This window comes from Paraburkholderia sp. BCC1884, from assembly GCF_900996225.1.
In the GTDB taxonomy this organism is placed as follows: domain Bacteria; phylum Pseudomonadota; class Gammaproteobacteria; order Burkholderiales; family Burkholderiaceae; genus Paraburkholderia.
In genome coordinates, this window is sequence record NZ_CAAJGL010000064.1 from 87,913 (window position 1) to 110,476 (window position 22,564).

At 61.5% G+C, this 22,564-nt stretch carries 23 protein-coding genes and 3 tRNA genes; 14 read left to right on the forward strand and 12 right to left on the reverse strand.

Features of this window, described 5'->3' with window-relative positions:
• The 3 genes from FQ705_RS05565 (at position 1) to FQ705_RS05575 (ending at position 1,724) form a co-directional block, all read left to right on the forward strand.
• Positions 1-456, forward strand: coding sequence for a HigA family addiction module antitoxin (locus FQ705_RS05565; protein WP_144138414.1), 456 nt, complete (start codon positions 1-3; stop codon positions 454-456).
• 120 nt (positions 457-576) lie between these two features.
• Positions 577-1,593: a class 1 fructose-bisphosphatase gene (locus FQ705_RS05570; RefSeq protein WP_144138415.1), complete on the forward strand. Its 1,017-nt coding sequence runs from the start codon at positions 577-579 to the stop codon at positions 1,591-1,593.
• 55 nt (positions 1,594-1,648) lie between these two features.
• Positions 1,649-1,724 (forward strand) — tRNA-Thr (locus FQ705_RS05575).
• An 81-nt stretch (positions 1,725-1,805) separates the two neighbouring features.
• On the opposite strand, the gene FQ705_RS05580 is transcribed toward FQ705_RS05575, so the two are convergent.
• Positions 1,806-2,000, reverse strand: coding sequence for a hypothetical protein (locus FQ705_RS05580; RefSeq protein WP_144138416.1), 195 nt, complete (start codon positions 1,998-2,000; stop codon positions 1,806-1,808).
• A gap of 214 nt (positions 2,001-2,214) precedes the next feature.
• On the opposite strand from FQ705_RS05580, the gene FQ705_RS05585 reads away from it, so the two are divergent.
• From FQ705_RS05585 to FQ705_RS05590, 3 genes are all read left to right on the forward strand, one after another.
• Entirely contained in the window at positions 2,215-4,908 is a 2,694-nt protein-coding gene (locus FQ705_RS05585) for an excinuclease ABC subunit UvrA (RefSeq protein WP_144138445.1), read from the forward strand.
• Between the two features lie 511 nt (positions 4,909-5,419).
• Entirely contained in the window at positions 5,420-5,569 is a 150-nt protein-coding gene (locus FQ705_RS33980; RefSeq protein WP_186307798.1) for a hypothetical protein, read from the forward strand.
• Between the two features lie 282 nt (positions 5,570-5,851).
• Positions 5,852-6,448, forward strand: coding sequence for a chorismate mutase (locus tag FQ705_RS05590; protein WP_144138417.1), 597 nt, complete (start codon positions 5,852-5,854; stop codon positions 6,446-6,448).
• A 172-nt stretch (positions 6,449-6,620) separates the two neighbouring features.
• Here FQ705_RS05590 and FQ705_RS05595 read toward each other — a convergent pair whose 3' ends face one another.
• Both FQ705_RS05595 and FQ705_RS05600 read right to left on the reverse strand, forming a co-directional pair.
• Positions 6,621-7,772 (reverse strand): exonuclease domain-containing protein, encoded by a 1,152-nt coding sequence (locus FQ705_RS05595; protein WP_144138418.1) that lies wholly within the window; start codon positions 7,770-7,772, stop codon positions 6,621-6,623.
• A gap of 249 nt (positions 7,773-8,021) precedes the next feature.
• Entirely contained in the window at positions 8,022-8,225 is a 204-nt protein-coding gene (locus FQ705_RS05600; RefSeq protein ID WP_144138419.1) for a cold-shock protein, read from the reverse strand.
• 395 nt (positions 8,226-8,620) lie between these two features.
• Here FQ705_RS05600 and FQ705_RS05605 point away from each other — a divergent pair, with 395 nt between their 5' ends.
• On the forward strand, positions 8,621-8,869 hold the full coding sequence (locus tag FQ705_RS05605) for a hypothetical protein (protein ID WP_144138420.1): 249 nt from the start codon (positions 8,621-8,623) through the stop codon (positions 8,867-8,869).
• Positions 8,870-9,398: 529 nt separating this feature from the next.
• Positions 9,399-10,544, forward strand: a complete 1,146-nt coding sequence (locus FQ705_RS05610; protein WP_144138421.1) for a porin — start codon at positions 9,399-9,401, stop codon at positions 10,542-10,544.
• A 96-nt stretch (positions 10,545-10,640) separates the two neighbouring features.
• Here the strand turns inward: FQ705_RS05610 and greB are convergent, their stop codons facing one another.
• Positions 10,641-11,210: a transcription elongation factor GreB gene (gene greB / locus FQ705_RS05615; protein WP_144138422.1), complete on the reverse strand. Its 570-nt coding sequence runs from the start codon at positions 11,208-11,210 to the stop codon at positions 10,641-10,643.
• Between the two features lie 120 nt (positions 11,211-11,330).
• Between greB and FQ705_RS05620 the strand changes: the two genes are divergently transcribed.
• A tRNA-Arg gene (locus FQ705_RS05620) sits at positions 11,331-11,407 on the forward strand.
• A gap of 124 nt (positions 11,408-11,531) precedes the next feature.
• Here FQ705_RS05620 and FQ705_RS05625 read toward each other — a convergent pair.
• The 5 genes from FQ705_RS05625 to FQ705_RS05645 form a co-directional block, all read right to left on the reverse strand.
• Complete coding sequence (locus FQ705_RS05625; protein ID WP_144138423.1) at positions 11,532-12,020, reverse strand: phage protein NinX family protein; 489 nt, start codon at positions 12,018-12,020, stop codon at positions 11,532-11,534.
• A gap of 126 nt (positions 12,021-12,146) precedes the next feature.
• Positions 12,147-14,504 carry a RelA/SpoT family protein gene (locus FQ705_RS05630; protein WP_144138424.1) on the reverse strand — a complete coding sequence of 786 codons (2,358 nt, stop codon included), beginning with the start codon at positions 14,502-14,504 and terminating at the stop codon, positions 12,147-12,149.
• Positions 14,505-14,612: 108 nt separating this feature from the next.
• Positions 14,613-14,816, reverse strand: coding sequence for a DNA-directed RNA polymerase subunit omega (gene rpoZ, locus FQ705_RS05635; RefSeq protein WP_073427086.1), 204 nt, complete (start codon positions 14,814-14,816; stop codon positions 14,613-14,615).
• Positions 14,817-14,876: 60 nt separating this feature from the next.
• Positions 14,877-15,557 carry a guanylate kinase gene (gene gmk / locus FQ705_RS05640; protein WP_144138425.1) on the reverse strand — a complete coding sequence of 227 codons (681 nt, stop codon included), beginning with the start codon at positions 15,555-15,557 and terminating at the stop codon, positions 14,877-14,879.
• An 18-nt stretch (positions 15,558-15,575) separates the two neighbouring features.
• Positions 15,576-16,499 (reverse strand): YicC/YloC family endoribonuclease, encoded by a 924-nt coding sequence (locus FQ705_RS05645; protein ID WP_144138426.1) that lies wholly within the window; start codon positions 16,497-16,499, stop codon positions 15,576-15,578.
• Positions 16,500-16,721: 222 nt separating this feature from the next.
• On the opposite strand from FQ705_RS05645, the gene rph reads away from it, so the two are divergent.
• From rph to FQ705_RS05665, 4 genes are all read left to right on the forward strand, one after another.
• On the forward strand, positions 16,722-17,462 hold the full coding sequence (rph, locus tag FQ705_RS05650) for a ribonuclease PH (RefSeq protein ID WP_144138427.1): 741 nt from the start codon (positions 16,722-16,724) through the stop codon (positions 17,460-17,462).
• Entirely contained in the window at positions 17,455-18,102 is a 648-nt protein-coding gene (rdgB, locus tag FQ705_RS05655) for an RdgB/HAM1 family non-canonical purine NTP pyrophosphatase (protein ID WP_144138428.1), read from the forward strand. The genes rph and rdgB overlap by 8 nt, the downstream gene beginning before the upstream one ends.
• A complete protein-coding gene (gene hemW, locus FQ705_RS05660) occupies positions 18,099-19,328 on the forward strand; it encodes a radical SAM family heme chaperone HemW (RefSeq protein ID WP_144138429.1) in 1,230 nt (409 codons plus the stop codon). The genes rdgB and hemW overlap by 4 nt, the downstream gene beginning before the upstream one ends.
• Positions 19,329-19,383: 55 nt before the next feature.
• Positions 19,384-19,473: transfer RNA gene (locus tag FQ705_RS05665), tRNA-Ser, on the forward strand.
• 180 nt (positions 19,474-19,653) lie between these two features.
• Here the strand turns inward: FQ705_RS05665 and FQ705_RS05670 are convergent.
• Complete coding sequence (locus FQ705_RS05670; RefSeq protein WP_186307799.1) at positions 19,654-20,994, reverse strand: hypothetical protein; 1,341 nt, start codon at positions 20,992-20,994, stop codon at positions 19,654-19,656.
• 401 nt (positions 20,995-21,395) lie between these two features.
• Here FQ705_RS05670 and FQ705_RS05675 point away from each other — a divergent pair, with 401 nt between their 5' ends.
• Positions 21,396-21,851: a hypothetical protein gene (locus FQ705_RS05675; RefSeq protein WP_144138431.1), complete on the forward strand. Its 456-nt coding sequence runs from the start codon at positions 21,396-21,398 to the stop codon at positions 21,849-21,851.
• Positions 21,852-21,861: 10 nt separating this feature from the next.
• Here the strand turns inward: FQ705_RS05675 and FQ705_RS05680 are convergent, their stop codons facing one another.
• Positions 21,862-22,266, reverse strand: coding sequence for a RidA family protein (locus FQ705_RS05680; RefSeq protein ID WP_144138432.1), 405 nt, complete (start codon positions 22,264-22,266; stop codon positions 21,862-21,864).
• A gap of 25 nt (positions 22,267-22,291) precedes the next feature.
• Entirely contained in the window at positions 22,292-22,522 is a 231-nt protein-coding gene (locus tag FQ705_RS05685; protein WP_144138433.1) for a hypothetical protein, read from the reverse strand.
• Positions 22,523-22,564 lie beyond the last annotated feature (42 nt).

Sequence of the window (22,564 nt, forward strand, 5' to 3'; positions counted from 1 at the left end):
ATGGTCATCAAACGCGCCGATCTGGGCAGCATCGATTTCTCGGACATCGACACCGGCGAGCGCATCCCGCAAATCCATCCGGGCGAGATTCTGCGCAGCGAGTTCCTCGACCCGCTCGGCATGTCCGTGAATGCGCTTGCGCTCGCGCTGCGCGTGCCGGCGCCGCGTATCAACGACGTCGTGCGCGGCAAGCGCGCCATCTCGGCGGATACCGCGCTGCGACTCGAACGCTACTTCGGCGCGAGCGCGCAGTTCTGGCTCAACCTGCAAATCGCCTACGACCTAAGCGTCGCCACCGCAGCAGCGGGCGAGCAGATCGAACGCGAGATCGAACCCATGCCGACGGCGGATCGGCCTGCCATGCCGGCTATCCCGGCCGGGCACGCGCGCGCGGCCGCGCTCGCCGCCAGCCTGAGCGGTCGCGCCAACCCCGGCAAGCCGCGTCGTAAGGCCTGAACTGCCGGGCAATGCCGTGTTACGCGGCACCGCTACACGCACTGACTCAGTAAAAGCACGGAGTCGACACAACGAGCGGTTAAAATCGAGATATTCCTCAAGCCTTCCCGGAGTACAGCAATGGCTTTGCAACGTCGTACCACTCTCACGAAGTACCTGATCGAGCAGCAGCGCGAGACCAACAATCTGCCCGCCGATCTGCGCCTTTTGATCGAAGTCGTCGCGCGCGCGTGCAAGGCGATCAGCTACCACGTCAGCAAGGGCGCGCTGGGCGATGCGCTCGGCACGGCGGGCAGCGAGAACGTGCAGGGCGAAGTGCAGAAGAAGCTCGACATCCTCTCGAACGAAATCCTGCTCGAAGCCAATGAATGGGGCGGCAATCTGGCCGGCATGGCATCCGAGGAAATGGAACAGTTCTTCCCGATCCCGGCCAACTACCCGAAGGGTGAATACCTGCTGGTGTTCGACCCGCTCGACGGCTCGTCGAATATCGACGTGAATGTGTCGATCGGCACGATCTTCTCGGTGCTGCGTTGCCCGGACGGCCAACAGCCCACCGAGCAATCGTTCCTGCAACCGGGCACGCAGCAGGTTGCCGCGGGTTATGCGGTCTACGGCCCGCAAACCGTGCTGGTGCTGACCACCGGCAATGGCGTGAACTGCTTTACGCTCGACCGCGAACTGGGCTCGTGGGTGCTCACGCAAAGCGATATGCGCATTCCGGTCGAAACGCGTGAATATGCGATCAATCAGTCGAACGAGCGCCATTGGTATCCGCCGGTCGAGCAGTACATCGGCGAATTGAAAGACGGCAAGGACGGCTCGCGTCAAAGCGATTTCAACATGCGCTGGATCGCGTCGATGGTGGCAGACGTGCACCGTATCCTGAATCGCGGCGGCATCTTCATGTACCCGGCCGACAAGCGCACGCCGGACAAGCCGGGCAAGCTGCGTCTCATGTACGAAGCGAACCCGATGGCGTTTATCGTCGAGCAGGCGGGCGGCGCTGCCACCAACGGCGAAAAACGCATTCTCGATATTCAGCCGAAGAGCCTGCACGAACGCGTAGCCGTGTACCTCGGCTCGAAGAACGAGGTCGACCGCATCACCCGCTACCATCTCGAAGCAAAAAAGTGAGTTTAGGGACTTGCCAAAGTCATAAAAGAGTCCCTATAATCTCGTTTCTCCTGATGCCGGAATAGCTCAGACGGTAGAGCAGCGCATTCGTAATGCGAAGGTCGGGGGTTCGATTCCTCTTTCCGGCACCACAAGATTCAAGCAAAAAGCCCAGTCCTCGCGACTGGGCTTTTTGCTTTCCGCCGTGCTTTTTTCTCTTTCCCCACCCGCCTCTATCGCCGATCAAATTGCGCCGTAACGCCCAGATTGCGCGCGACGACGGCATTCTCGACGATCGCCGGTTCTGTCGTTGCCTTCGGCGCGCCATACGCGGCCATGGCCTCCAGCGGCGCCGATGAAAACCACATGATCCGGCCGGCACACTCAATACCGACCTGACGTCCTTTCCAATACACAGCGTTTTCCATGACGAACTCTCTGAAGGGCTAAGGCTGCCATCATCCGCGCGAATCGCGACGCGTCCGTTGGCCACCGCACGCGAGGCGGTGGATCGCTATATTTAATGATAGAAGGTGATCACGATCTCTTCACGCGCAAGCCAACCCGGGCATGCTCCGTGCAACTCCACCGTGGTTCGCCGGACGTCAGTTCCGGCGTCGCGCCACTCCGCTATCGATCGACATGGACGCCATCCGCAAGCAAGCCGACACCCCGCCCAACGCCGAGCCCTTCTCGCCCACCGGTTTCGTCCGCGTGCGCGGCGCGCGTGAACACAATCTCAAGAACGTCGATGTGCAGATTCCCCGCGACGCGCTGGTGGTGTTCACGGGCGTATCCGGTTCGGGCAAATCGTCGCTGGCATTCGGCACGCTATACGCCGAGGCGCAGCGCCGCTACTTCGAATCGGTTGCGCCCTATGCACGGCGCCTGATCGACCAGGTCGGCGTGCCGGAAGTCGACGCCATCGAAGGACTGCCACCCGCAGTCGCCCTGCAACAGCAACGCGGCACACCGAGCGCGCGCTCGTCGGTGGGGAGCGTGACGACGCTGTCGAGTCTCGTACGCATGCTCTACTCGCGCACCGGCGACTATCCGCCGAAGCAGGCCATGCTGTTCGCCGAAGACTTTTCACCCAACACCGTACAAGGCGCCTGCCCGACCTGTCATGGACTCGGCCGCGTCTACGAAGTCACCGAAAAAACCATGGTGCCGGACGACTCGCTGACAATCCGCGAGCGCGCTATCGCCGCGTGGCCACCCGCCTGGCACGGGCAGAATCTGCGCGACATTCTGGTGACGCTCGGCTACGACGTCGACACGCCCTGGCGCGACTTGCCGAAAAAAGATCGCGACTGGATTCTCTTCACCGACGACCAGCCGACCGCCCCCGTCTATGCTGGCCTGACGCCCAAGGAAACTCGCGCTGCGCTCAAGCGACGGGACGAACCGAGCTATCAGGGCACCTTCACCGGCGCACGTCGCTACGTACTGCACACCTTCGCGAACACCCAAAGCGCGCTGATGAAAAAGCGCGTGTCGCAGTACATGATCGGCAGCGTCTGTCCGGATTGCCAGGGCAAGCGGCTCAAGAAAACCGCGCTGTCGGTGAAGTTCGCCGGGCTCGACATTGGGGAGTTTTCGCAGTTGCCGCTGGCACGACTGGCGGTGCTACTCGAGCCGATCGCACGCGGCGAATGGCCCGACGCCCACAGCACGAAGCCAGCCAAAAAAGGCGGCGTGCTCAGCAAGAGCGAGAGGCGCGACGCGGTCGACCAGCGGGTCGCCGGCGGCGGCTCCGCGCACAAGGCGTCGCCTGACGTGAGGCGCACGCCGAACCTGTCCGGGGAGAAACGCCTCGCGGCCCAACGCATCGCCGCCGAACTGCTCGAACGGTTGACGACGCTCATCGATCTCGGTCTCGGCTACCTTGCGCTGGACCGCGCGACCCCCACGCTGTCGTCGGGGGAATTGCAGCGCTTGCGGCTCGCCACGCAATTGTCGTCGCAGCTCTTCGGCGTGGTGTATGTGCTCGACGAACCCTCCGCCGGCCTGCATCCCGCCGACGGCGAGGCGCTCTACAGCGCACTGCAAGGACTGAAGGCGGCGGGCAACTCGCTGTTCGTCGTCGAACACGATCTGCAGATGATGCGACGCGCCGACTGGCTGGTCGACGTCGGCCCGGCCGCGGGGGAAGCGGGCGGCCACGTGGTCTATAGCGGACCGCCGGCCGGTCTGGCGCAAGTCGAGGCATCGCAAACCCGGCGGCATCTGTTTGCGCCGCCCGCACCAGTGGAGAGAACGCCGCGCAAACCGCGCGGCTGGCTGCGGCTCGCCGGCGTCACGCGAAACAATCTGCGCGGCCTGAACGCCGCGTTCCCGCTCGGCTGCTTCACCACGGTCACGGGCGTGTCGGGGTCGGGCAAGTCGAGTCTGGTAAGCCAGGCGCTGCCGGAGCTGGTCGCGAGCCACCTGGGCAAGATCATCGAAAGTCCCGATGACGACGAGCAGGATCCCTTGCTCGCCACGACCACGGCGCCCACCGGCGGCGAGATCACCGCAGGCATGGACGCCCTGCGCCGGCTCGTACGCGTCGACCAGAAACCGATCGGGCGCACGCCGCGATCGAACCTCGCCACTTACACGGGCCTCTTCGACCACGTGCGCAAGCTGTTCGCAGAGACGCCGCTGGCGCGCAAACGCCGCTATGGCGCCGGCCGGTTTTCGTTCAACGTCGCGCAGGGGCGATGCCCGACCTGCGAGGGCGAAGGCTTCGTCAGCGTCGAGCTGCTGTTCCTGCCGAGCGTCTACGCACCCTGCTCGACCTGCCACGGCACCCGCTACAACCCACAAACGCTGGAAGTGACGTGGCGGGATAAAAATATCGCCGACGTACTCGGCCTGACGGTCGACGCCGCCTGTGCTTTCTTCACCGAAGAAGGGAGCGTGATGCGCGCCTTGAGCGTGCTACGCGACATCGGCCTGGGCTATTTAAGGCTCGGCCAGCCGGCCACCGAGTTGTCCGGCGGCGAAGCGCAGCGGATCAAACTCGCCACCGAGCTGCAACGTGCGCAACGCGGCGACACCCTGTACATCCTCGACGAGCCGACGACCGGACTGCATCCCGCCGACGTCGACCGGCTGATGGTGCAACTGCAGGGGCTCGTCGATGCCGGCAACACCGTGGTGGTGGTCGAACACGACATGCGCGTGGCCGCGCAGGGCGACTGGATCATCGATGTAGGCCCGGAGGCCGGCGATGCCGGTGGCCGGATCGTCGCGCATGGCACGCCAGCAGAAGTGGCGCTAGCGAAGGCGAGCCGCACTGCCCCCTATCTGCGGCAGCAATTCCCTGGCGGAGCCTCAGGCGTCGACTGACACAGTGCTACGCATACCGATAAATCATCAGGTCGCGCGTGAGTGCACTGATTTACTCCGCCGATGTAGAAAAAGTGTTCGCGCTCGTCAACGGACTCGCGAATCGCTCGTTTACAAAATATGAGGGGTTGAATAAACAGCTGATTCGGCCGATATATAAACGAACGTTCGGCCGCTTAAGTCACCTCAAACGGCGATGTGGCACTGCACAAAATAGCCTGACGCTTCTTCATATGAACTGAAGTAAATGTGCGGCGCGCAACATAAGCGATCGATTCGCTAAAAGTGACGCGGCATAAAGCGGAAAGCAAATGGACGACGGAGAGATTGGCTGAATTAGACGGATCACGGCGCGCAACGTAGAGCAGCAGTGAATCAATAAATTCTATTGAAACATTCTGCTTCGATGTCGCGCTGTTCCGTTAAAGCAACACAGAAGATGCGACATTCATCAGGCGCTGGTGCAAAACGGGGACCGAGGCAGATAATCGGTTCGTAAAGGAGAAAGATCATGGATGCCAAACCACCGAAGATTCCGACCCCGGATAAAGTTTTTTGCCCGGATCCGGAACCCGCTGGCGTCGAGTTTCTGGGGGCTGAACTGCCTGAGCACGTTCGCGCCTTTTTCGACGAACAACGTAAGTCGTGCGACTCAAAGTAATTGTGCAGTGTCGCAATGCGGCATCGGCGTCCGCGCGTTTCGCACGCGACGTCGGTTCATGCACGTCCGCGTACATGGCTGATGCGCGATTCATGACATCGAACGGGATCGCCTGATTGCTCTGACGCCGCCACGCGGTCCGGCGTCCGGTCTTGCACGCTTCCGCGAGCGCGCGCAAATATGTTTCGCCGCCGGCCTTCTGCGCCGAAAATGCCTGCGCTCGCCAGGCATCGTCTATTCTTCTGGTTTTCTTTGCCGGCCGCCGCGCCGCTGCACTCCTCCATGAATCGTTCGTTCCGTTTCGCTGCCGTCTGCGCGCTCGCGTCCTTCGTCCCGCTTGCCTTTGTGTCGACTCCCGCTCTCGCGGATGGCGACGACACCGCCCTCACCAATCTGATCGGACTGGCGTCACAGCGCCTCGCGCTGGCCGAACCCGTGGCACGCTGGAAATGGGCGAACCATCAGGCGATCACCGATACGCCGCGAGAGAACGCGCTGCTCGCCGACGTCGGGAAACGCGCTGCGGCGGCGAACGTCGACCCTGCGTTTGCCCGCGCTTTCTTCCAGGATCAGATCGACGCCAGCAAGGACGTGCAGAACGCGCTGTTCGCCGACTGGCACGCGACGCAGCCGCCGCAAGGCCCCGCTCCCGATCTTGCCGGCAGCACACGGCCTCAACTGGACCGGTTGACGAAATCGCTGATGGCCGGCTTAGCACAGGTCCAGCCGCTAAGAAGCGCGCCGGATTGCCCATCCCGAGTCGCGCGCGCGCTGGCTAACTGGCGGTCTCTGACACGTTATGACTCGACGCGCTCGAGCGCGCTCACTCGGGCGCTAGGGCACGTGTGCGAAACAGGTGGTGTGGGGGCGACGGGCTAAACGATTCCGCGCGTTCGCGACGCAGGCGTCCCTGCCGCAAGTTCGGCTCTCGCGGCAGCGCGGACGGTTGAATTCTGCTTTGGACATAACCCGCCGCAACACACGGCTTGAGACGCAGACGGGCGCAACAGGTCCATCACCCGCTCGCTGAGCAAGCGGGCCACCTGCCCTATCAGGCGAGGCTCGCAGCGGGCGCGCCGCTCGACACGCTCAGCGGCATTACGCGCAGGCCTCGCGCGAGGTGACTCTGCAAGATGCGATACGTCGACAATTCGAATGGCCCGACGACGCTCGTCGCGTGAAGCTGCGCGGCTTGGGCCAGCGAAGGCGCATGACCGATGTAACGCCAGCCGTCGACGACATGAAATGCGCGCGCCGGCGATGCGTCCTCGCGCTCCTCGAACACGATGGGCCCCTGGAACGGCCACGGCGCATCCGCAGGATCGCTCTTCGTGACACGCGGCACGCGATTGTGGCCGGGACGCAAGGTCGCGATCCATTGCGCTTCCGCGAGCATTGCGCCCAATTCGCCGCCCGTCGCACGCCATTCGACCCGCCGCACCTGCTGTGCAAGCCGGACATCCTTCGACGAGCGCTTCTCGCCGGTCAGATGCGAGCGCAGGCGCTGACGCACACGCACGCTCCGTCCGACATACAGCGGCAGATCCTCCTCGCCATAAAACGCGTACACGCCGCATCCTGCCGGCGCGGTGTCGAGCAAATCTTCGGTGATGTCGCCGGCCAAACGGTAGCGTCGCGTCGTGCGCTCGATTTGCGCGCGCAACACTTCCAGCGGCACGAGACCGTGCAGACGCTGCCAGAATTGCCAGATCAGATCGGCATCGGCGAGCGCGCGGTGACGATCGGACGGCACGAGCGCGTGACGCTCCACCAGCGCGTCGAGGCCATGACGTTTTTCTGCCGGGAACAGCGCGCGCGACAGGCGCACGGTACACAACACGTCCGGATCGAAAGCAAGGCCGACCCGGCGAAACTCGCCGCGCAGGAAACCCCGATCGAAACTCGCGTTGTGCGCCACGAAGAGCTTACCGTTGAGGCGTTCGAACAGTGCCGGGGCGATCTGATCGAAGGTCGGCGCGCCCTGCACCATCGCGTTGGTGATGCCGGTGAGTTGCTGGATGAACGATGGAATCGGCTGCTGCGGATCGACGAGGCTGCTCCAGCGCGATACGCCGGCGGGCCCTATTTCGACCACGCCGACTTCGGTAATGCGATGCTCACTGGTGGAACCGCCGGTGGTTTCAAGGTCGACGAAGGCAATCGGGCCATTCAGGGCCGGTTCCAGCAAAAACTGTTCAGACATGGAAAGAGAGACTTTGGACGCGTGGCTTTGCGGGAAGTATGCACCAGTTGGCCGCTACGCACCCGCATCCTGTGTCGGCGCGGCGCGCGTCGAGCCGTCCGGCCTGTTAATCCGGACCAGATAGTTGATGCCTGTTTATCTCGCGCGACCAAAAAACCAAATGATAAAAAAGCCCTCGCATCGAGCGAGGGCTTTGGCTTGCACAAGCTGGTCGCACGACCACGCCGCGCCAGAGTGCGGCGCCGTCTGTTACAGCGGCTGAATATTCGCTGCCTGCTTGCCCTTCGGGCCCGCCTTGACCTCGAACGACACGCGCTGGTTTTCCTTCAGCGACTTGAAGCCGTCGGCACGAATCTCCGAAAAGTGTGCGAACAGGTCGTCGCCACCCGAATCCGATGTGATGAAGCCAAAGCCCTTAGCATCGTTGAACCATTTGACGATACCGGTTTCCATGTTCCAGTTTTCCTCGATGATTTATTAAAATCGGGCATTGCCCTCACACTGAAATCCGCCGCCATCAAGTGGCTGAAATTCAGAATTGCCGTTATACGGGGAACGAAGAATAACCGTCAAGCAAATTTTCGGTATGCACTTATCGCGCATCAAGATAATGCCGGGCGGCCAGAATAAAAATCTTTAAAGCATATTCAGGATGCGCTGAATAAAGATCAAGTCAATATTACCTCTATTAGCGCGATCATGCTGAGTAAAGGGAAAAATTACGACTCGCGGCATGTCATATGTAACAAACTTTGTTTTTGGTAAGTGTTTGTCCGGGTTGTTGCACCGCACGCGTCCCCGCATGATTGAAATCATGCCGTCGTAGTAATGCGTTTTGGGAGATTGCCATGCTGTTCAACGAAATTCGCCGCCTCGTCACCTGGCTGACTCAGTCACACGCAAAACCCGCTTCTGCACAGTCGGATCCAGCCGTCAGCGCGCCATCGCTGTTTGAATTCGATCCCATGTGGCACGGAGATCACTGGCAAAACCTGCTGTCGTCCCCCATGGACGCGCGCCACTACGTCATGGAAGATTGGAGCGTCTCCAATTCCACCGATTGGAACGAAGTGGACGCGGCTGCGGCGGCACACTGATCGACCGCGGCGGTTCGTGACGGGAAAGACGAAAAAAAAGCGCGACTGGGAAGTCGCGCCGACAAAGGTTTGGAGATCTTTTTCGTCAACGAAAAAGTCTGCTTCGGAAAGCAGAAGTTTCAGTATAGCGGCCCATCTCATTTCGATTATTCACATAAATAACAATCATCTATTTCACTAACAACAACAATCAATTTTTACGATTTGTTGCGTTGTTTTTTTGCGTCGATTACTGTAGCTAACGAGCAACGCAAACTGATTCACTCGTCGCCTCTCACTCCCTCGATACCGCCGGAAGCCTTTATCTATAAGGCTTCGATGGCATTCGCACATCGTTTCTAATCGCGTAATACTTTATTGCCGAAATCGGAACGTCCAATTGCCGGGACCTCTCTCTACACTCTGCGTAACAGGAAACCGGCGCGAATTTTATTCAGCGCTTTTCACACGGATTTAGCCTCTCGCAGCACCCGCGTGAAGGTCTCCCTAAGCCAGGGTTAAAAACCCACTCTCGCTCTCGGAGTAGAAGATGAAAAAGACTCTTATGGTCGCGGCCCTTACGGGCGTTTTTGCAACGGCAGCACACGCCCAGAGCAGCGTCACGCTGTACGGCTTGATCGACGCCGGCATTACCTACACTAACAATCAGCATGGCCACAGCAACTGGCAAGAAACTTCCGGTTCGGTTAACGGCAGCCGCTGGGGTTTGCGCGGCTCGGAAGATCTGGGCGGCGGTCTGAAGGCGATTTTCACGTTGGAAAACGGCTTCGGCATCAATGACGGCACGCTGAAGCAAGGCGGCCGCGAATTCGGCCGCCAGGCGTTCGTCGGCCTGTCGAGCACCCAGTTCGGCGCCGTGACCCTCGGTCGTCAATATGACAGCATGGTCGACTACGTCGGCCCGCTGGCACTGACCGGCACGCAATACGGTGGCACCCAGTTCGCTCACCCGTTCGACAACGACAACCTGAACAACTCGTTCCGCGTCAACAACTCGGTCAAGTACCAAAGCGTGAACTACGGCGGCTTCAAGTTCGGCGCGTTGTACGGCTTCTCGAATCAGGCTGACGGTTTCGCAAACAACCGCGCTTATAGCGCGGGTGCGTCGTACAACTGGGGCGGCCTGAACCTCGCAGCGGCTTACCTGCAACTGAACAGCAACGGCGCGACCGGCGCGGCTGCTGCGTTCAACTCGGGCGGCGCGGTATCGAGCGACAACACGTTCTTTGCTGCCCGTCAGCAAACGTGGGGCGCAGGCGCGAACTACGCGTTCGGCCCGGCAACCGTCGGCCTCGTGTACTCGCAAACCAACCTGTCGGGCCTGGCTGGCATCGGCGCAGGTGCGTCGGGTCAAACGGGCGGTATCGGCTTCGGCGGCAGCAGCGCTCACTTCCAGAACTTCGAAGGCAACCTTCGCTACGCTCTGACGCCGGCGGTCAGCATCGCTGGTTCGTACACCTACACCAAGGCGAGTCTGGCAGGCACGAGCCCGCACTGGAACCAGTTCAACCTGCAAACGGCGTACGCACTGTCCAAGCGTACCGACGTGTACCTGCAAGGCGAATACCAGCAGGCCAACGAAGGCGCCATCGTCGACGCCGACATCAACGGTCTGTCCGCCTCGGGCAACAACAAGCAGGTCGCTGTTACCGCAGGTCTGCGTCACCGCTTCTAATACGGCAAGTACCACCCCCCGTATCGAAGGCGCCGTTCGCGGCGCCTTTTTTTATGCGCCGCAATATCACATCGCTCTGCCTGCGGCCAGCAACCGCTAGCTGTCACCGCCGGGCGGCGGATACTTGACGTCGAGTATGTCGATCGCCTGCGGCCCTGCCGGGGTGTGCAAGGTGACCGTGTCGCCGATCTTCGCCTTCAACAGCGCGCGTGCCACCGGCGAGATCCAGCTCACGTGCCCGATATCCAGATCGACCTCGTCGACGCCGACAATCGTCACCGTCTGCACCTCGCCGTCTTCCGACGCGTATTCCACGGTCGCACCGAAGAACACCTGATCGACGTTCTCCTGCTTACTGCTGTCCACGACCTCCGCAATGTCGAGACGCTTGGTCAGGAAATAGATTCGCCGGTCGATTTCGCGCAAGCGACGCTTCCCGTAGATGTAATCGCCATTTTCCGAACGATCGCCGTTCGAGGCCGCCCACGACACCAGCTTGACCACTTCAGGCCGGTCGACGTCGATCAGATGCAGGAGTTCATCGCGCATGCGCCGGTAGCCGGCGGGCGTGATGTAGTTTTTGGTACCCGCCGGGATTTCCGGCTGGGCGACGTCGAGGTCGTCGTCGTTCTCTTCACTCGACTCTTTGACAAAGGCCTTGTTCATGATCTTCCGTTGACTGCAGCAAGCGACTGCCTATCAAGGGTACACGATTGGGGCAATGAGACAAATCGCACTTACACGCTTCCCTTTTTCAAAACCTTTGCTATAATCTCGTTTCTGCGTGCGGCTGTAGCTCAGATGGATAGAGTACTTGGCTACGAACCAAGGGGTCGTGGGTTCGAATCCTGCCAGCCGCACCACTTATGAAGGGCCTTCCGATCGGAAGGCCCTTTGTTTTTGTGCCGCAGTTTTGCCGCCAGTCTTCGGTCGAGCGAAAAAACCGCACCGCCGCCGGACGCTCCCGGCGACGCACCGCTCCCGCTCTTATCTTGGCGCCGACTGGATATCGCCAATCTCCCCGTCCGGGTCCGACTCTTCCGCGAACGAACCCCGCTCCATTTCCTCGCCGATCGTCCGCGCTGTGTCGCCGGTCACGGCTTGTGCCTCGTGCAGCACGTCGTCCACGGTGTCGCCGAAACGGCTTTGTACGAACGCTCGTAGCAGCGCGACGCGCAACGAGTCGCCACGCCCTTCCGCGGTTCGATGCGAGCCCTCGAATTCCGCGACGCAGTAAGCCGCACCCTGATGGGTTCGCTCCCGCACTTCCAGCCGTTGTGCGCGCTCCAGCACCGTTGCCGCGGCCTCCCATGACGTAGAGGGCGTGAAACGCCCATCCCACGGACGGCCGCGATCATTGCCGCGAACCGAGACAGTTTCGCCGCTATCGGTAAAGTGGATTTCGCGCACGAAGTCGTGCAGGCTGCGGGCGACCCAATAGTCGAGCGCAAGGCCGGTGAGATCAGCTACGTTCATAAGCGTCCTCCCTGAAAAACAGGTGGGACCCGCCTGCCGCAAGGGCGTTCAGATTCCGGCAACGCCGCTTGACGATGGCTCCTGAAGCCGCAAAACGAGCTCAGCCGTCCTCAAGCCAACGCCGGATCAGTAATCCGCCCGCTCGCGGTCGATACGCATCCCACCATCATGACGATGATGGCCCTCTTCGCTCGGCCGCTCCCGCGCAATGCGCATGACGTCAGGGTTCGTGCGCACCCGGCGCATGACATTGGCCAGATGGACACGATCGCTCACCTGAATCACGAAGCGCAGCACGGTGGATTCCTGCGACAGGTCTTCGTCCATCGCGATGTGGACGATGTTCGCATCCGCCGAAGTAATATCCGCCGCGACGCGGGCGAACACACCCTTGGTGTTCTTCACCAGCACCTTCACGGCGACGTCGAACAGACGCCCCGGTTGCGGCGCCCACGCCACATCGATCCAGCGACCCGGATCGCGCTTATGGATTCGCTGCGCGACGCGGCAATCGGTGGTGTGAATCGCCATGCCGAGGCCGATACCGATATAGCCCATGATGTCGTCGCCCGGAATCGGACGGCAGCACGCGGACAATTGCACCGACATGCCCTCGGTGCCCGTGATAACGACCGGCGGCGCATGCGGCAAATCGGAATTGGAGCGCGAGCCGTCATCGTCGGCGTCGCGGCCGCTCATCAGCACTTCGATGCGCTTGGCCATGACGGCCGCGACACGCCGGCCCAAGCCGATGTCCGCGAAAATTTCCTGACGGTTCTTGTTGCCCGTCCACTGCACCAGTTTTTCCCACGCTTCCGGCGTGACATCCGACAGCGCCAGTCCGTAACCCTTGAGCGCCTGGTCGACCAGCCGCTCGCCGAGCTGCACGGACTCGTTCAGCCGCATGGTCTTCAGATAATGGCGAATCGCCGAACGGGCCTTGCCGCTGCGCACGAAACCGAGCCACGCCGGATTCGGCTTCGAATACGGCGCCGTGATGACTTCGACGATATCGCCGCTCTTCAACTCGGTACGCAGGGGCAAAAGCTCGTTGTTGATCTTCACCGCGACGCACTGGTTGCCCAGGTCGCTGTGGATCGAATACGCGAAGTCGAGCGCCGTGGCGCCGCGCGGCAGCGCCATGATCTTCGACTTCGGCGTGAACACGTAGACCGCATCCGGAAACAGATCGATCTTGACGTGCTCGAGGAATTCGCTCGAATCGCCCGCTTCGCTCTGAATGTCGAGCAGCGACTTGAGCCACTGATGCGCGCGCTTTTGCACATCGTTCAGGTCCGCGCTGCCGTTCTTGTACAACCAGTGCGCAGCCACGCCTGCTTCGGCGATCTCGTGCATCTTGCGCGTACGCACCTGAAACTCGATTGGCGCGCCGAACGGGCCGACCAGCGTGGTGTGCAACGACTGATAGCCGTTCACCTTCGGGATCGCGATGTAGTCCTTGAACTTGCCCGGCACCGGTTTGTAGAGCGCATGCAGCGCGCCGATGCAGGTGTAGCACTCCAGCGCGCTTTCCACCACCACGCGGAAACCATAAACGTCGAGCACCTGCGAGAACGACAACTGCTTGTCGCGCATCTTCTTGTAAATGCTGAAGATGGTTTTCTCGCGGCCAGTGACTTCGGCGTCGAGCTTCGCCTCGGTAATGGCGCGCTGCACCGACTCCAGAATCTTCCCCACCACTTCGCGCCGATTGCCACGCGCGGCCTTGACGGCCTTTTCGAGCACGGCGTAGCGATGCGGATTGAAGTTCGCGAAGCTCAGATCCTGCAATTCGCGATAGGTGTTATTCAGGCCAAGCCGATGCGCGATCGGTGCGTAGATATCCAGCGTTTCGCGCGCGACACGACGGCGTTTGGCGGGCGGCACCGCACCGAGCGTGCGCATGTTGTGCAGCCGGTCGGCAAGCTTCACCAGAATCACGCGGACGTCGCGCGCCATCGCGAGCAGCATCTTGCGGAAGTTCTCCGCTTGCGCCTCTTCGCGATTGCGAAACTCCATCTTGTCCAGCTTCGACAAGCCGTCGACCAGTTCCGCGACCTTCGTACCGAACGGCTCGGCAAGCTCGGCCTTGGTCACGCCCTGGTCTTCCATCACGTCATGCAGCAGCGCCGCCATGATCGACTGGGCGTCGAGATTCCAGCCGGCGCAGATTTCCGCGACGGCGACAGGATGCGTGATGTAAGGCTCGCCACTCTGGCGGTACTGGCCGAGGTGGGCTTCGTCGCTGAAATGAAAGGCCGCCTTGATGTCCTTGATCTCTTCCGGCTGCAGATAGGCGGATAAGGCGGACGTCAGCTTGGCAATCGAAACGACGTCATGCCGGCGCGGTTGCTCCGGCGTGGCGGTCGGCCCGAACAGATGGCGAAACGACTGTTCGAGGACCGCGTCGATGTACTTGCGTGCGGACGAGGGTGAGTCGGCGTCGTGTTCCACTTCCGTGGCGGTGGGCGGGGTAGTACTCATGGTCGCCTCCGTAGCGGTTAGGGTTGGACGCCGGTCTGCTCGTTGATTCAACTACATGCTGCAAATGCGTGTGGCCAATGCCGGCAATCGAAAACAGAACCGTGCGCCTTAAACCGGCACCTTCTTCAGCATTTCGACGCCAACCATGCCGGCTGCGATTTCGCGCAGTGCGACGACCGTGGGCTTATCACGGCTTTCGATCTTCGGCGTGTGACCTTGCGCGAGCTGACGCGCGCGATAGGTCGCGGCAAGCGCGAGTTCGAAACGGTTCGGGATCTGTTTGAGGCAGTCTTCGACGGTAATGCGGGCCATGTTGGGTTCCTTCTCAGTATGTTGCTTATTCTACCTTATGTGCTCGACACACCGCCGCGCTCACGCATGCGGCAGGTGAATGCCGAGCTGCACGAAAAGCTGCGTGTGGCGCGCGTATTGCGACGCGAAGCGCGAGCGCGTGGCGGCCACGAGGCACTGCAGTTCGCTCAGAGCGCGCTCGAACTTCTCGTTGATCACCACGTACTCCGCTTCGGCCGCGTGCGCCATCTCGCTACCGGCTGCGAGCAGCCGGCGCGTGATCACGTTCGGCTCGTCCTGGCCGCGTTTCTTCAGACGCTCTTCGAGCGCTTCGAGCGACGGCGGCAGGATGAAAATTTCCACTGCGTTGTGAAACTGCTTCTTCACCTGCTGCGCGCCTTGCCAGTCGATTTCGAGCAGCACGTCATGGCCGCTTTTCATCTGTTCCTCGATCCACACGCGCGAAGTGCCGTAGTAGTTGCCGTGCACTTCCGCGCTTTCGAGAAACTCACCGGTGTCGTGACGCTTCATGAAGTCGTCGACGGTGGTGAAGTGGTAATGCTCGCCGTCCTGCTCTTTCGGACGCGGCGGGCGCGTGGTGTACGAAATCGACAGACGGATCGCGTCGTCGCCGGCGAGCAGCGCGTTCACGAGCGTCGACTTGCCCGCGCCCGAAGGCGCGACAACCATGAACAGATTGCCGGGGTAGGAGCCGGCGTACGGATTGCGCGGCGCGCCGGAGTCGCGTGTGTGGTCGGTCATGTTGGTGGTGCTCCCGCTTTATTCCAGATTCTGTACTTGCTCGCGCATCTGTTCGATGAGCAGCTTCAGGGTCATCGACGAATCCGCCAGTTCCTTCGCGGCCGCCTTCGAACCGAGCGTATTCGCTTCGCGATTGAGTTCCTGCATCATGAAGTCGAGGCGCTTGCCGACCTTGCCGCCCTTCTGGATCACGTGACGCGTTTCGTTCAGGTGCGCGGTGAGGCGCGACAGTTCTTCCGCGATGTCGATGCGAATGCCATACATCGTCACTTCCTGGCGAATCCGCTCGTTGATCTCTTCGCGCGACACGCTGGTCGCCGCCGTATCCGGCGCGGCGATGCCCAGCGCTTCCTGCAGTCGCTCGACAATCTTCTGCTGATGCTTCGTGATCAGTTCCGGCACGAGCGGCGTGATCTTCGTGACGATCGCTTCCATTTCGGTGACGTTGGCGATCAGCATGGTCGCCAGTTGCGCGCCTTCGCGGGCCCGCACGTCGATCAGATCGGTGATGGCCTGTTTGCCGCAGGCGAGCACCGCCTCGCGCAACACTTCCGGTGCCACGCCGGTCTCGGCCAGCACGCCCGGCCAGCGCAGAATTTCGCCGGTGCGCAAACGGCCCGCTTCCGGAAACGTCGACAATACCGTGCGTTCGAGCATGGCCAGTTGCGTCAGGGCGTCGCGATTGATCGAACCGGCGTTGGCCGACTGCTCGCTGCGTTGCAGGTTGATACGGATATCCACCTTGCCGCGCGACAACTTGTTCATCAGCATTTCACGCAGCGTGGGTTCGCACACGCGCACGTCTTCCGGCATGCGGAAGTTCAGATCGAGAAACCGCGAGTTCACCGTGCGCAGTTCGACCGAGACGCTCACGCCGCCGGTGCCCGACGCCGCCACGAGTTCGCGCGTGGCGCTCGCATAGCCAGTCATGCTGTAGATCATCGTATTTCTCGCGATTGCGGCCATGCGTTTGACGATGGCCAGAGAGTCGAATCGCCCGGCGTGTACGAGACGCGGGGCGGGGAATCTGCATTATCCCATTTTTGCCGATGGGACCCCGTGGAGAGCCCCGGCGCATGCGGGCAACCGGCCTGCGGCCGTCGCTTGCCGATCGGCGGTAAAATCGCGGTTTCCCTCCTGCCTTTCTTCCTGACCCATCCCGACATGACCAACAACACCCATCGCCCGAGCGGCCGCCAGGCCAACCAGTTGCGCGACGTGCGCATTACGCGCCACTACACGAAGCATGCGGAGGGCTCGGTGCTGGTCGAATTCGGCGACACCAAAGTGATCTGCACCGCGAGCATCGCCGAGAGCGTGCCGTCGTTCCTGCGCGACCGCGGCCAGGGCTGGCTGACCGCCGAATACGGCATGCTGCCGCGCGCCACCCACACGCGCAGCGACCGCGAAGCCGCACGCGGCAAACAGACCGGCCGCACCCAGGAAATCCAGCGTTTGATCGGCCGCGCGCTGCGCTCGGTGTTCGATCTGGAGAAGCTCGGCGCGCGTACGCTGCATATCGACTGCGACGTGATTCAGGCCGACGGCGGCACGCGCACGGCGAGCATCACCGGTGCCTTCGTGGCCGCGCATGACGCGGTGGCCAAGCTGCTGGCCACGGGCCGCATCGAAAGCTCGCCGATCAGCAACTACGTCGCGGCTATTTCGGTGGGCGTCTACAACGGCCTGCCGGTGCTGGACCTCGATTACGACGAAGACTCGCAGTGCGACACCGACATGAACGTGGTGATGACGGGCGCGGGCGGTTTCGTCGAAATTCAGGGCACCGCCGAGGGTGAGCCCTTCTCGCGCGACGAAATGAATGCGCTGCTGGATCTGGCAAGCGACGGCATCAACACGCTGATCGCCAAGCAGAAAGAAGCGCTGGAGCAAAAGAGTGAATGAAGTCAGTCAGAACGACGGCGGGTTGGTTTCCGGCTCGCCGCTGAAGAAAGTCGTGCTGGCGTCGAACAACGCGGGCAAGCTGCGGGAGTTTGCGGCGCTGCTCGGCGCGGCGGGCATCGAACTGATTGCCCAGGGCGAGCTGAACGTGCCCGAAGCGGAAGAGCCGCATCCGACTTTCGTCGAAAACGCGCTGACCAAGGCGCGCCATGCCGCGAAGCTCACCGGCCTGCCCGCGCTCGCGGACGATTCGGGCCTGTGCGTACGCGCGCTGCGCGGCGCGCCGGGCGTGTATTCGGCGCGTTACGCGCAGCTGGCGGGCGGCGAGAAAAGCGACGCGGCGAACAACGCGCGGCTGGTGGACGCCCTGCAGGGTGAAGCCGATCGCCGCGCCTATTACTACTGCGTGCTGGCTTTGGTACGTCACGCGGACGATCCCGAGCCGCTGATCGCCGAAGGTCGCTGGCATGGCGAGATGCTCGACGCGCCGCGCGGCGAGAACGGCTTCGGCTACGACCCGTACTTCTTTTTGCCGACGCTGAACGCGAGCGCCGCGCAACTCGAACCAGCGGTGAAAAACGCCAGCAGCCACCGCGCGATTGCGTTGCGGCAACTGCTCGCGCGTTTGACGGAGGAAGCGTGATTCCGATCAAGCCGGCGCCCGCCGATATCGGCAACGGCGTCATCAAGGCCTTCACGTCGCCGGGTAGCATTCGTCTGACTTCGCTGCCGCCGCTGGCCTTGTATGTGCATTTCCCGTGGTGCGTGCGCAAGTGCCCTTACTGCGATTTCAACTCGCACGAATGGAAGGGCGACACGTTTCCGGAGAAAGAGTACCTCGACGCCCTGCGCGCCGATCTGGAGCTGGCGCTGCCGTTGATCTGGGGACGCCAGGTGCATACGGTGTTCATCGGCGGGGGCACGCCTAGCCTGCTTTCCGCTGCGGGACTCGACCGCATGCTGTCCGACATCCGCGCCTTGCTGCCGCTCGATGCCGACGCGGAGATCACGCTCGAGGCCAACCCCGGCACGTTCGAAGCCGACAAGTTCGCGCAGTTTCGCGCGAGCGGGGTGAACCGGCTGTCGGTGGGCATCCAGAGTTTCAATGAAGCGCATCTGAAGGCGCTCGGCCGGATTCACGACTCGACGCAGGCGCGTCACGCAGTGGAAGTGGCCGCGACCACGTTCGACAACTTCAACCTCGATCTGATGTTCGCGCTGCCGCGCCAGACGCTCGCCGAATGCCAGGCGGACATCGAGACCGCATTGTCGTTCGCGCCGCCGCATTTGTCGCTGTATCACCTGACGCTCGAACCGAACACGCTGTTTGCGAAATTCCCGCCCGCGCTACCCGACGACGACGCCTCCGCCGACATGCAGGACTGGATTCACGAACGCACGACGGCGGCCGGTTATGGACGCTACGAGGTGTCGGCGTATGCGCAGCCGCATCGGCAGAGCAAGCACAATCTGAACTACTGGCGCTTTGGCGACTACCTCGGCATCGGGGCAGGCGCGCATACGAAGCTGTCGTTTCCAAATCGCGTATTGCGCCAGGTGCGTTACAAGCATCCCACCACGTTTATCGAGCAGGCATTGGCCGGCACGGCGGTGCAGGAAGAGCATGAAGTCGGACCGCGCGATCTGCCGTTCGAATTCATGCTGAATGCGCTGCGGCTCGTGGAAGGTTTCCCGGTGCATCGTTTTATCGAGCGAACCGGGCTGTCCATGACGTCGATCGAGCCGGCCTTGCAGGAGGCCGAACGTCGCAAGCTGATCACGCGCGACCACGAAAAAATTGCGCCGACGCCACTCGGTCAGGCGTTTCTGAACGATCTGCAGGAGCTGTTTCTGAAAGATCCGCAGTGATCGCGGCTTCACCGGGCGCCGCAGCATGGATTTTTCAGGTTACAATTTAGGGCTTGGAGGTGTGGCCGAGTGGTTTAAGGCACCGGTCTTGAAAACCGGCGAAGGAGCAATCTTTCCGTGAGTTCGAATCTCACCGCCTCCGCCAAGACAAAACGGTTTGCCTCATCGGAATCGCTCCGATTCCTGAACCGGGCAATTTGCGGACAACGCGACCTGGCATCTGCGGCACACATATTCCTTTTGAACCTCAGCGGTTGGACCGAGTTCCAACCGCTGAACAGTTCGCCACGCCGTTACCCGAAACCCACACGAATCAAAACAGCGCCTATTGCTGCTGCATCTGTTGATGCACCTGCTGTAATTGCTGTTCCAACTGATTCAGCTGATTGGTCAGGTTATCGCGCCGACTAGTTAGCATGTGATGCAGATGCGCCAACTCCAGCCCTGACCGATTCGCGTTCCCGGGCCCCGGAAACTGATTGATCTGGTGTTCCACGTCTTGCCGCTGTTGCAGCAACTGTTGTCGCTGATTTTGCAATTCCATCTGACGCGCCTGCAAATGCAGCGGAATGTCGCCCTGCTGCGCCCAGCCCATCGCCGGGCGTTGCGACTCTCCGCCCCCACCCTTGAGACCGACGTCGTTGTGCACTTGCCAGTTGCCGTGCTCGTCCGGTTTGACGGGATATTGCGGTTTCGCCGGGTCGTCGGGACGATACGCTCGCCAGGTGCCGTTGTCCTTGTCGTATCTGACCGCATAGGTTTGATCGCCCGCCTTGATAAAAGCCTGGTCCTTGTCGTCACGGAATAAGCCGCGAGTATCGGGATCCATACGCACCTGCCCACTCGGGTTGTGCGCGTAGCCATCGGGCACGGTCCATGGCGCACTGGTCGTGGGCGACGCGTTCGCACCGGCCTCCCGAGCTTGCGGCGCACCGCCGCCTTGTGCGTCGGCACTCCCCGCTTTATCCATGTATGACGCGTCGACCCGCGGTTTGGCCGACGGCGACGGAGCAGGCGCAACAGCCGGATTATTACGTCCTTTGGGCACCTCCTTTGCCGCTCCTGCATGGGCGCCCGTCTGCTTCGTCGATGCCGCTTTGGACGGCAAGCTCTCCGGCAACTCGCGCACCCGGCCTGCTGCTCGGGTCGCCCCGAGCGCGTCCGGCTGAGCATCGGGAGACGGAAGCTCGGGGCTGCCGTCCGACGTTTTTTGCCCAACGATGCCGCGGGTCATCGTCAATGCGTTGCCGACCACCGGCAGTCTTTCGAGGACCCCGTCGGCCTTCTCACCGGCCTTTTCACCATCGCCCGATCGATTGCCTGTTTGCATATCCGTGATCTTGCCGATGGTTTGTCCGGGATGCGTGAATCCGTCTTCGAAGCCGCGTCTGAACACGGTCAGCTGCGTGTCGTCCTCACTATTGTCATGCAGCCGACGTGGCACTACTTGAGCACCGACAAGTTGAGGCTTGCCGTCGTCGTCCAGTCTGAACGTGGTCTTAATGTTGGCACGCGAACCGTCCGCCTGATTCGCTCCATAAGCTTCGGTCAGAACGGGCTTGTCACGCTCATCGCGCTTCCACACGCTTTCGACGCCGTTCGATTGCTGCACATACGTGCTGCCGGCCGCTTGATTTGCAGGCGGTGTCAACGTGGCATTCGGCACGGTGTCCGCATCGGCCGAGCTGTTGTTCCTGGCATCATCGGCATCGGAAGTATCGAAAACCGCCGGCGATACCCGAGGCGTCCCACCTTGCCCACTATCGCGCGCCAGTAAGTCACGACTCGAGTCGTTCAGTTGTCCGTTGATTTGCTGGACTTTCATTTCGCCATCCGTATTGGTGTGAAACGTAGAAATCGGCTTCGCCGAACACGACTTCTTTGAAGACGTGCGAGTCCATTGCAACAGGTGAACACGATGACAAGGTCGTATTTATATCCATGCAAATTGAAACAGGTGTTTGTCTCAACAAGCAAATAGTTAGGAGAAGTCCTCCCTCAACTTTCGTGCGGCATGGTCGATATCAAGGCTATGCGTGGACAAACTCAAACGCCCGGGAGGCGCTCATGAAAGTCCGTTCTTTGGCCCTTGCCTTGATCTCTGCTGTCGCGTGCCTGAGTGTCTCGTCCGCGTTTGCGGGCACCGCACCAACGCTCTCCGACGACAGCACCGCCGTATTCGGCTCAGCCAGACTATCGAATCTTCAGGTTATCGGCGGCAGCGCGACACTCGGTGCGCCGTCCGCGTCAGTCGGCGCAGATGCCTTGCGCGGCGCAAGCGGCAACATCGGCGTCAATCTCGCAGCGGGCGCATTGAACGCACAGGCGAATCAGATCGCCTTGATCACGACGCCGCAAGCGGAGATTGTCAGCCAACAGAATGTGCACGCCGTCGCGCAGTTGAACGGCAGCGCAACGGCGGGACTCGGTGCAGGCGTCATGGCGGGGGCAAGCGGCAACATCGGCGTGAATATCGCCGGTGGAATAGCAAACGCGCAGTTCAACGGCTTAGTGGTGCATTGAGCCGATCCGCTCAAAGCATCGCCGTCGCCTCGACTTCGATCTTGAATCCGTAATGCAGACGAGGAACCGGCACGACCGCGCGCGCCGGCCGTGCCTCGCCGGCCCACCGTGCGTAGATCTGATTGAAGCTCGCCCAATGCTCGACGTCGACGATGTAGACGCGCATCTGCGCCAGTTGCGCGATGCTGCTGCCCGCGCCTTCGAGCGCTGCCTGCACGTTGGCGAGGACCTGTTCGGCCTGCACCTCGAAGCTCGCGTCCGCCAGCTTCTCGCCCTGCGCGTTGATCGGCAACTGCCCCGACACGAACACCAAGCCGTTCGCAATGGCGACGTGACTGTAGTGTCCACCCGGTTTCGCGAGCGTGGAAGGATTTTCCATGCGCGGCACACTCGTGCCGTTCTGGCCAGAAGCCATCAAAACCACTCCCCAAGTATCGGCATCACACGCTAAGCATCTCCAGCTTTTCGCGTGCGTCGGCGCAACGACGATTCAGGTCGCGATGCATCAGCTGGCTGTCGAGCAGCGCGGATACATCGGACAAGCCGAAATCAAAGCGCAGGACGTATTCGATGTCCGTGTAATCGTGATAGGCGCCGCTGTCAGCCAGCTTCTGCGCTTCGGCGAAAGCGGCATGTTGCCGTTCGCCATTCATCAAGTCTCTAATCGCCATGATTGCCGCTCCGAGGAACAGTGACTCCATCATAGCAACGCC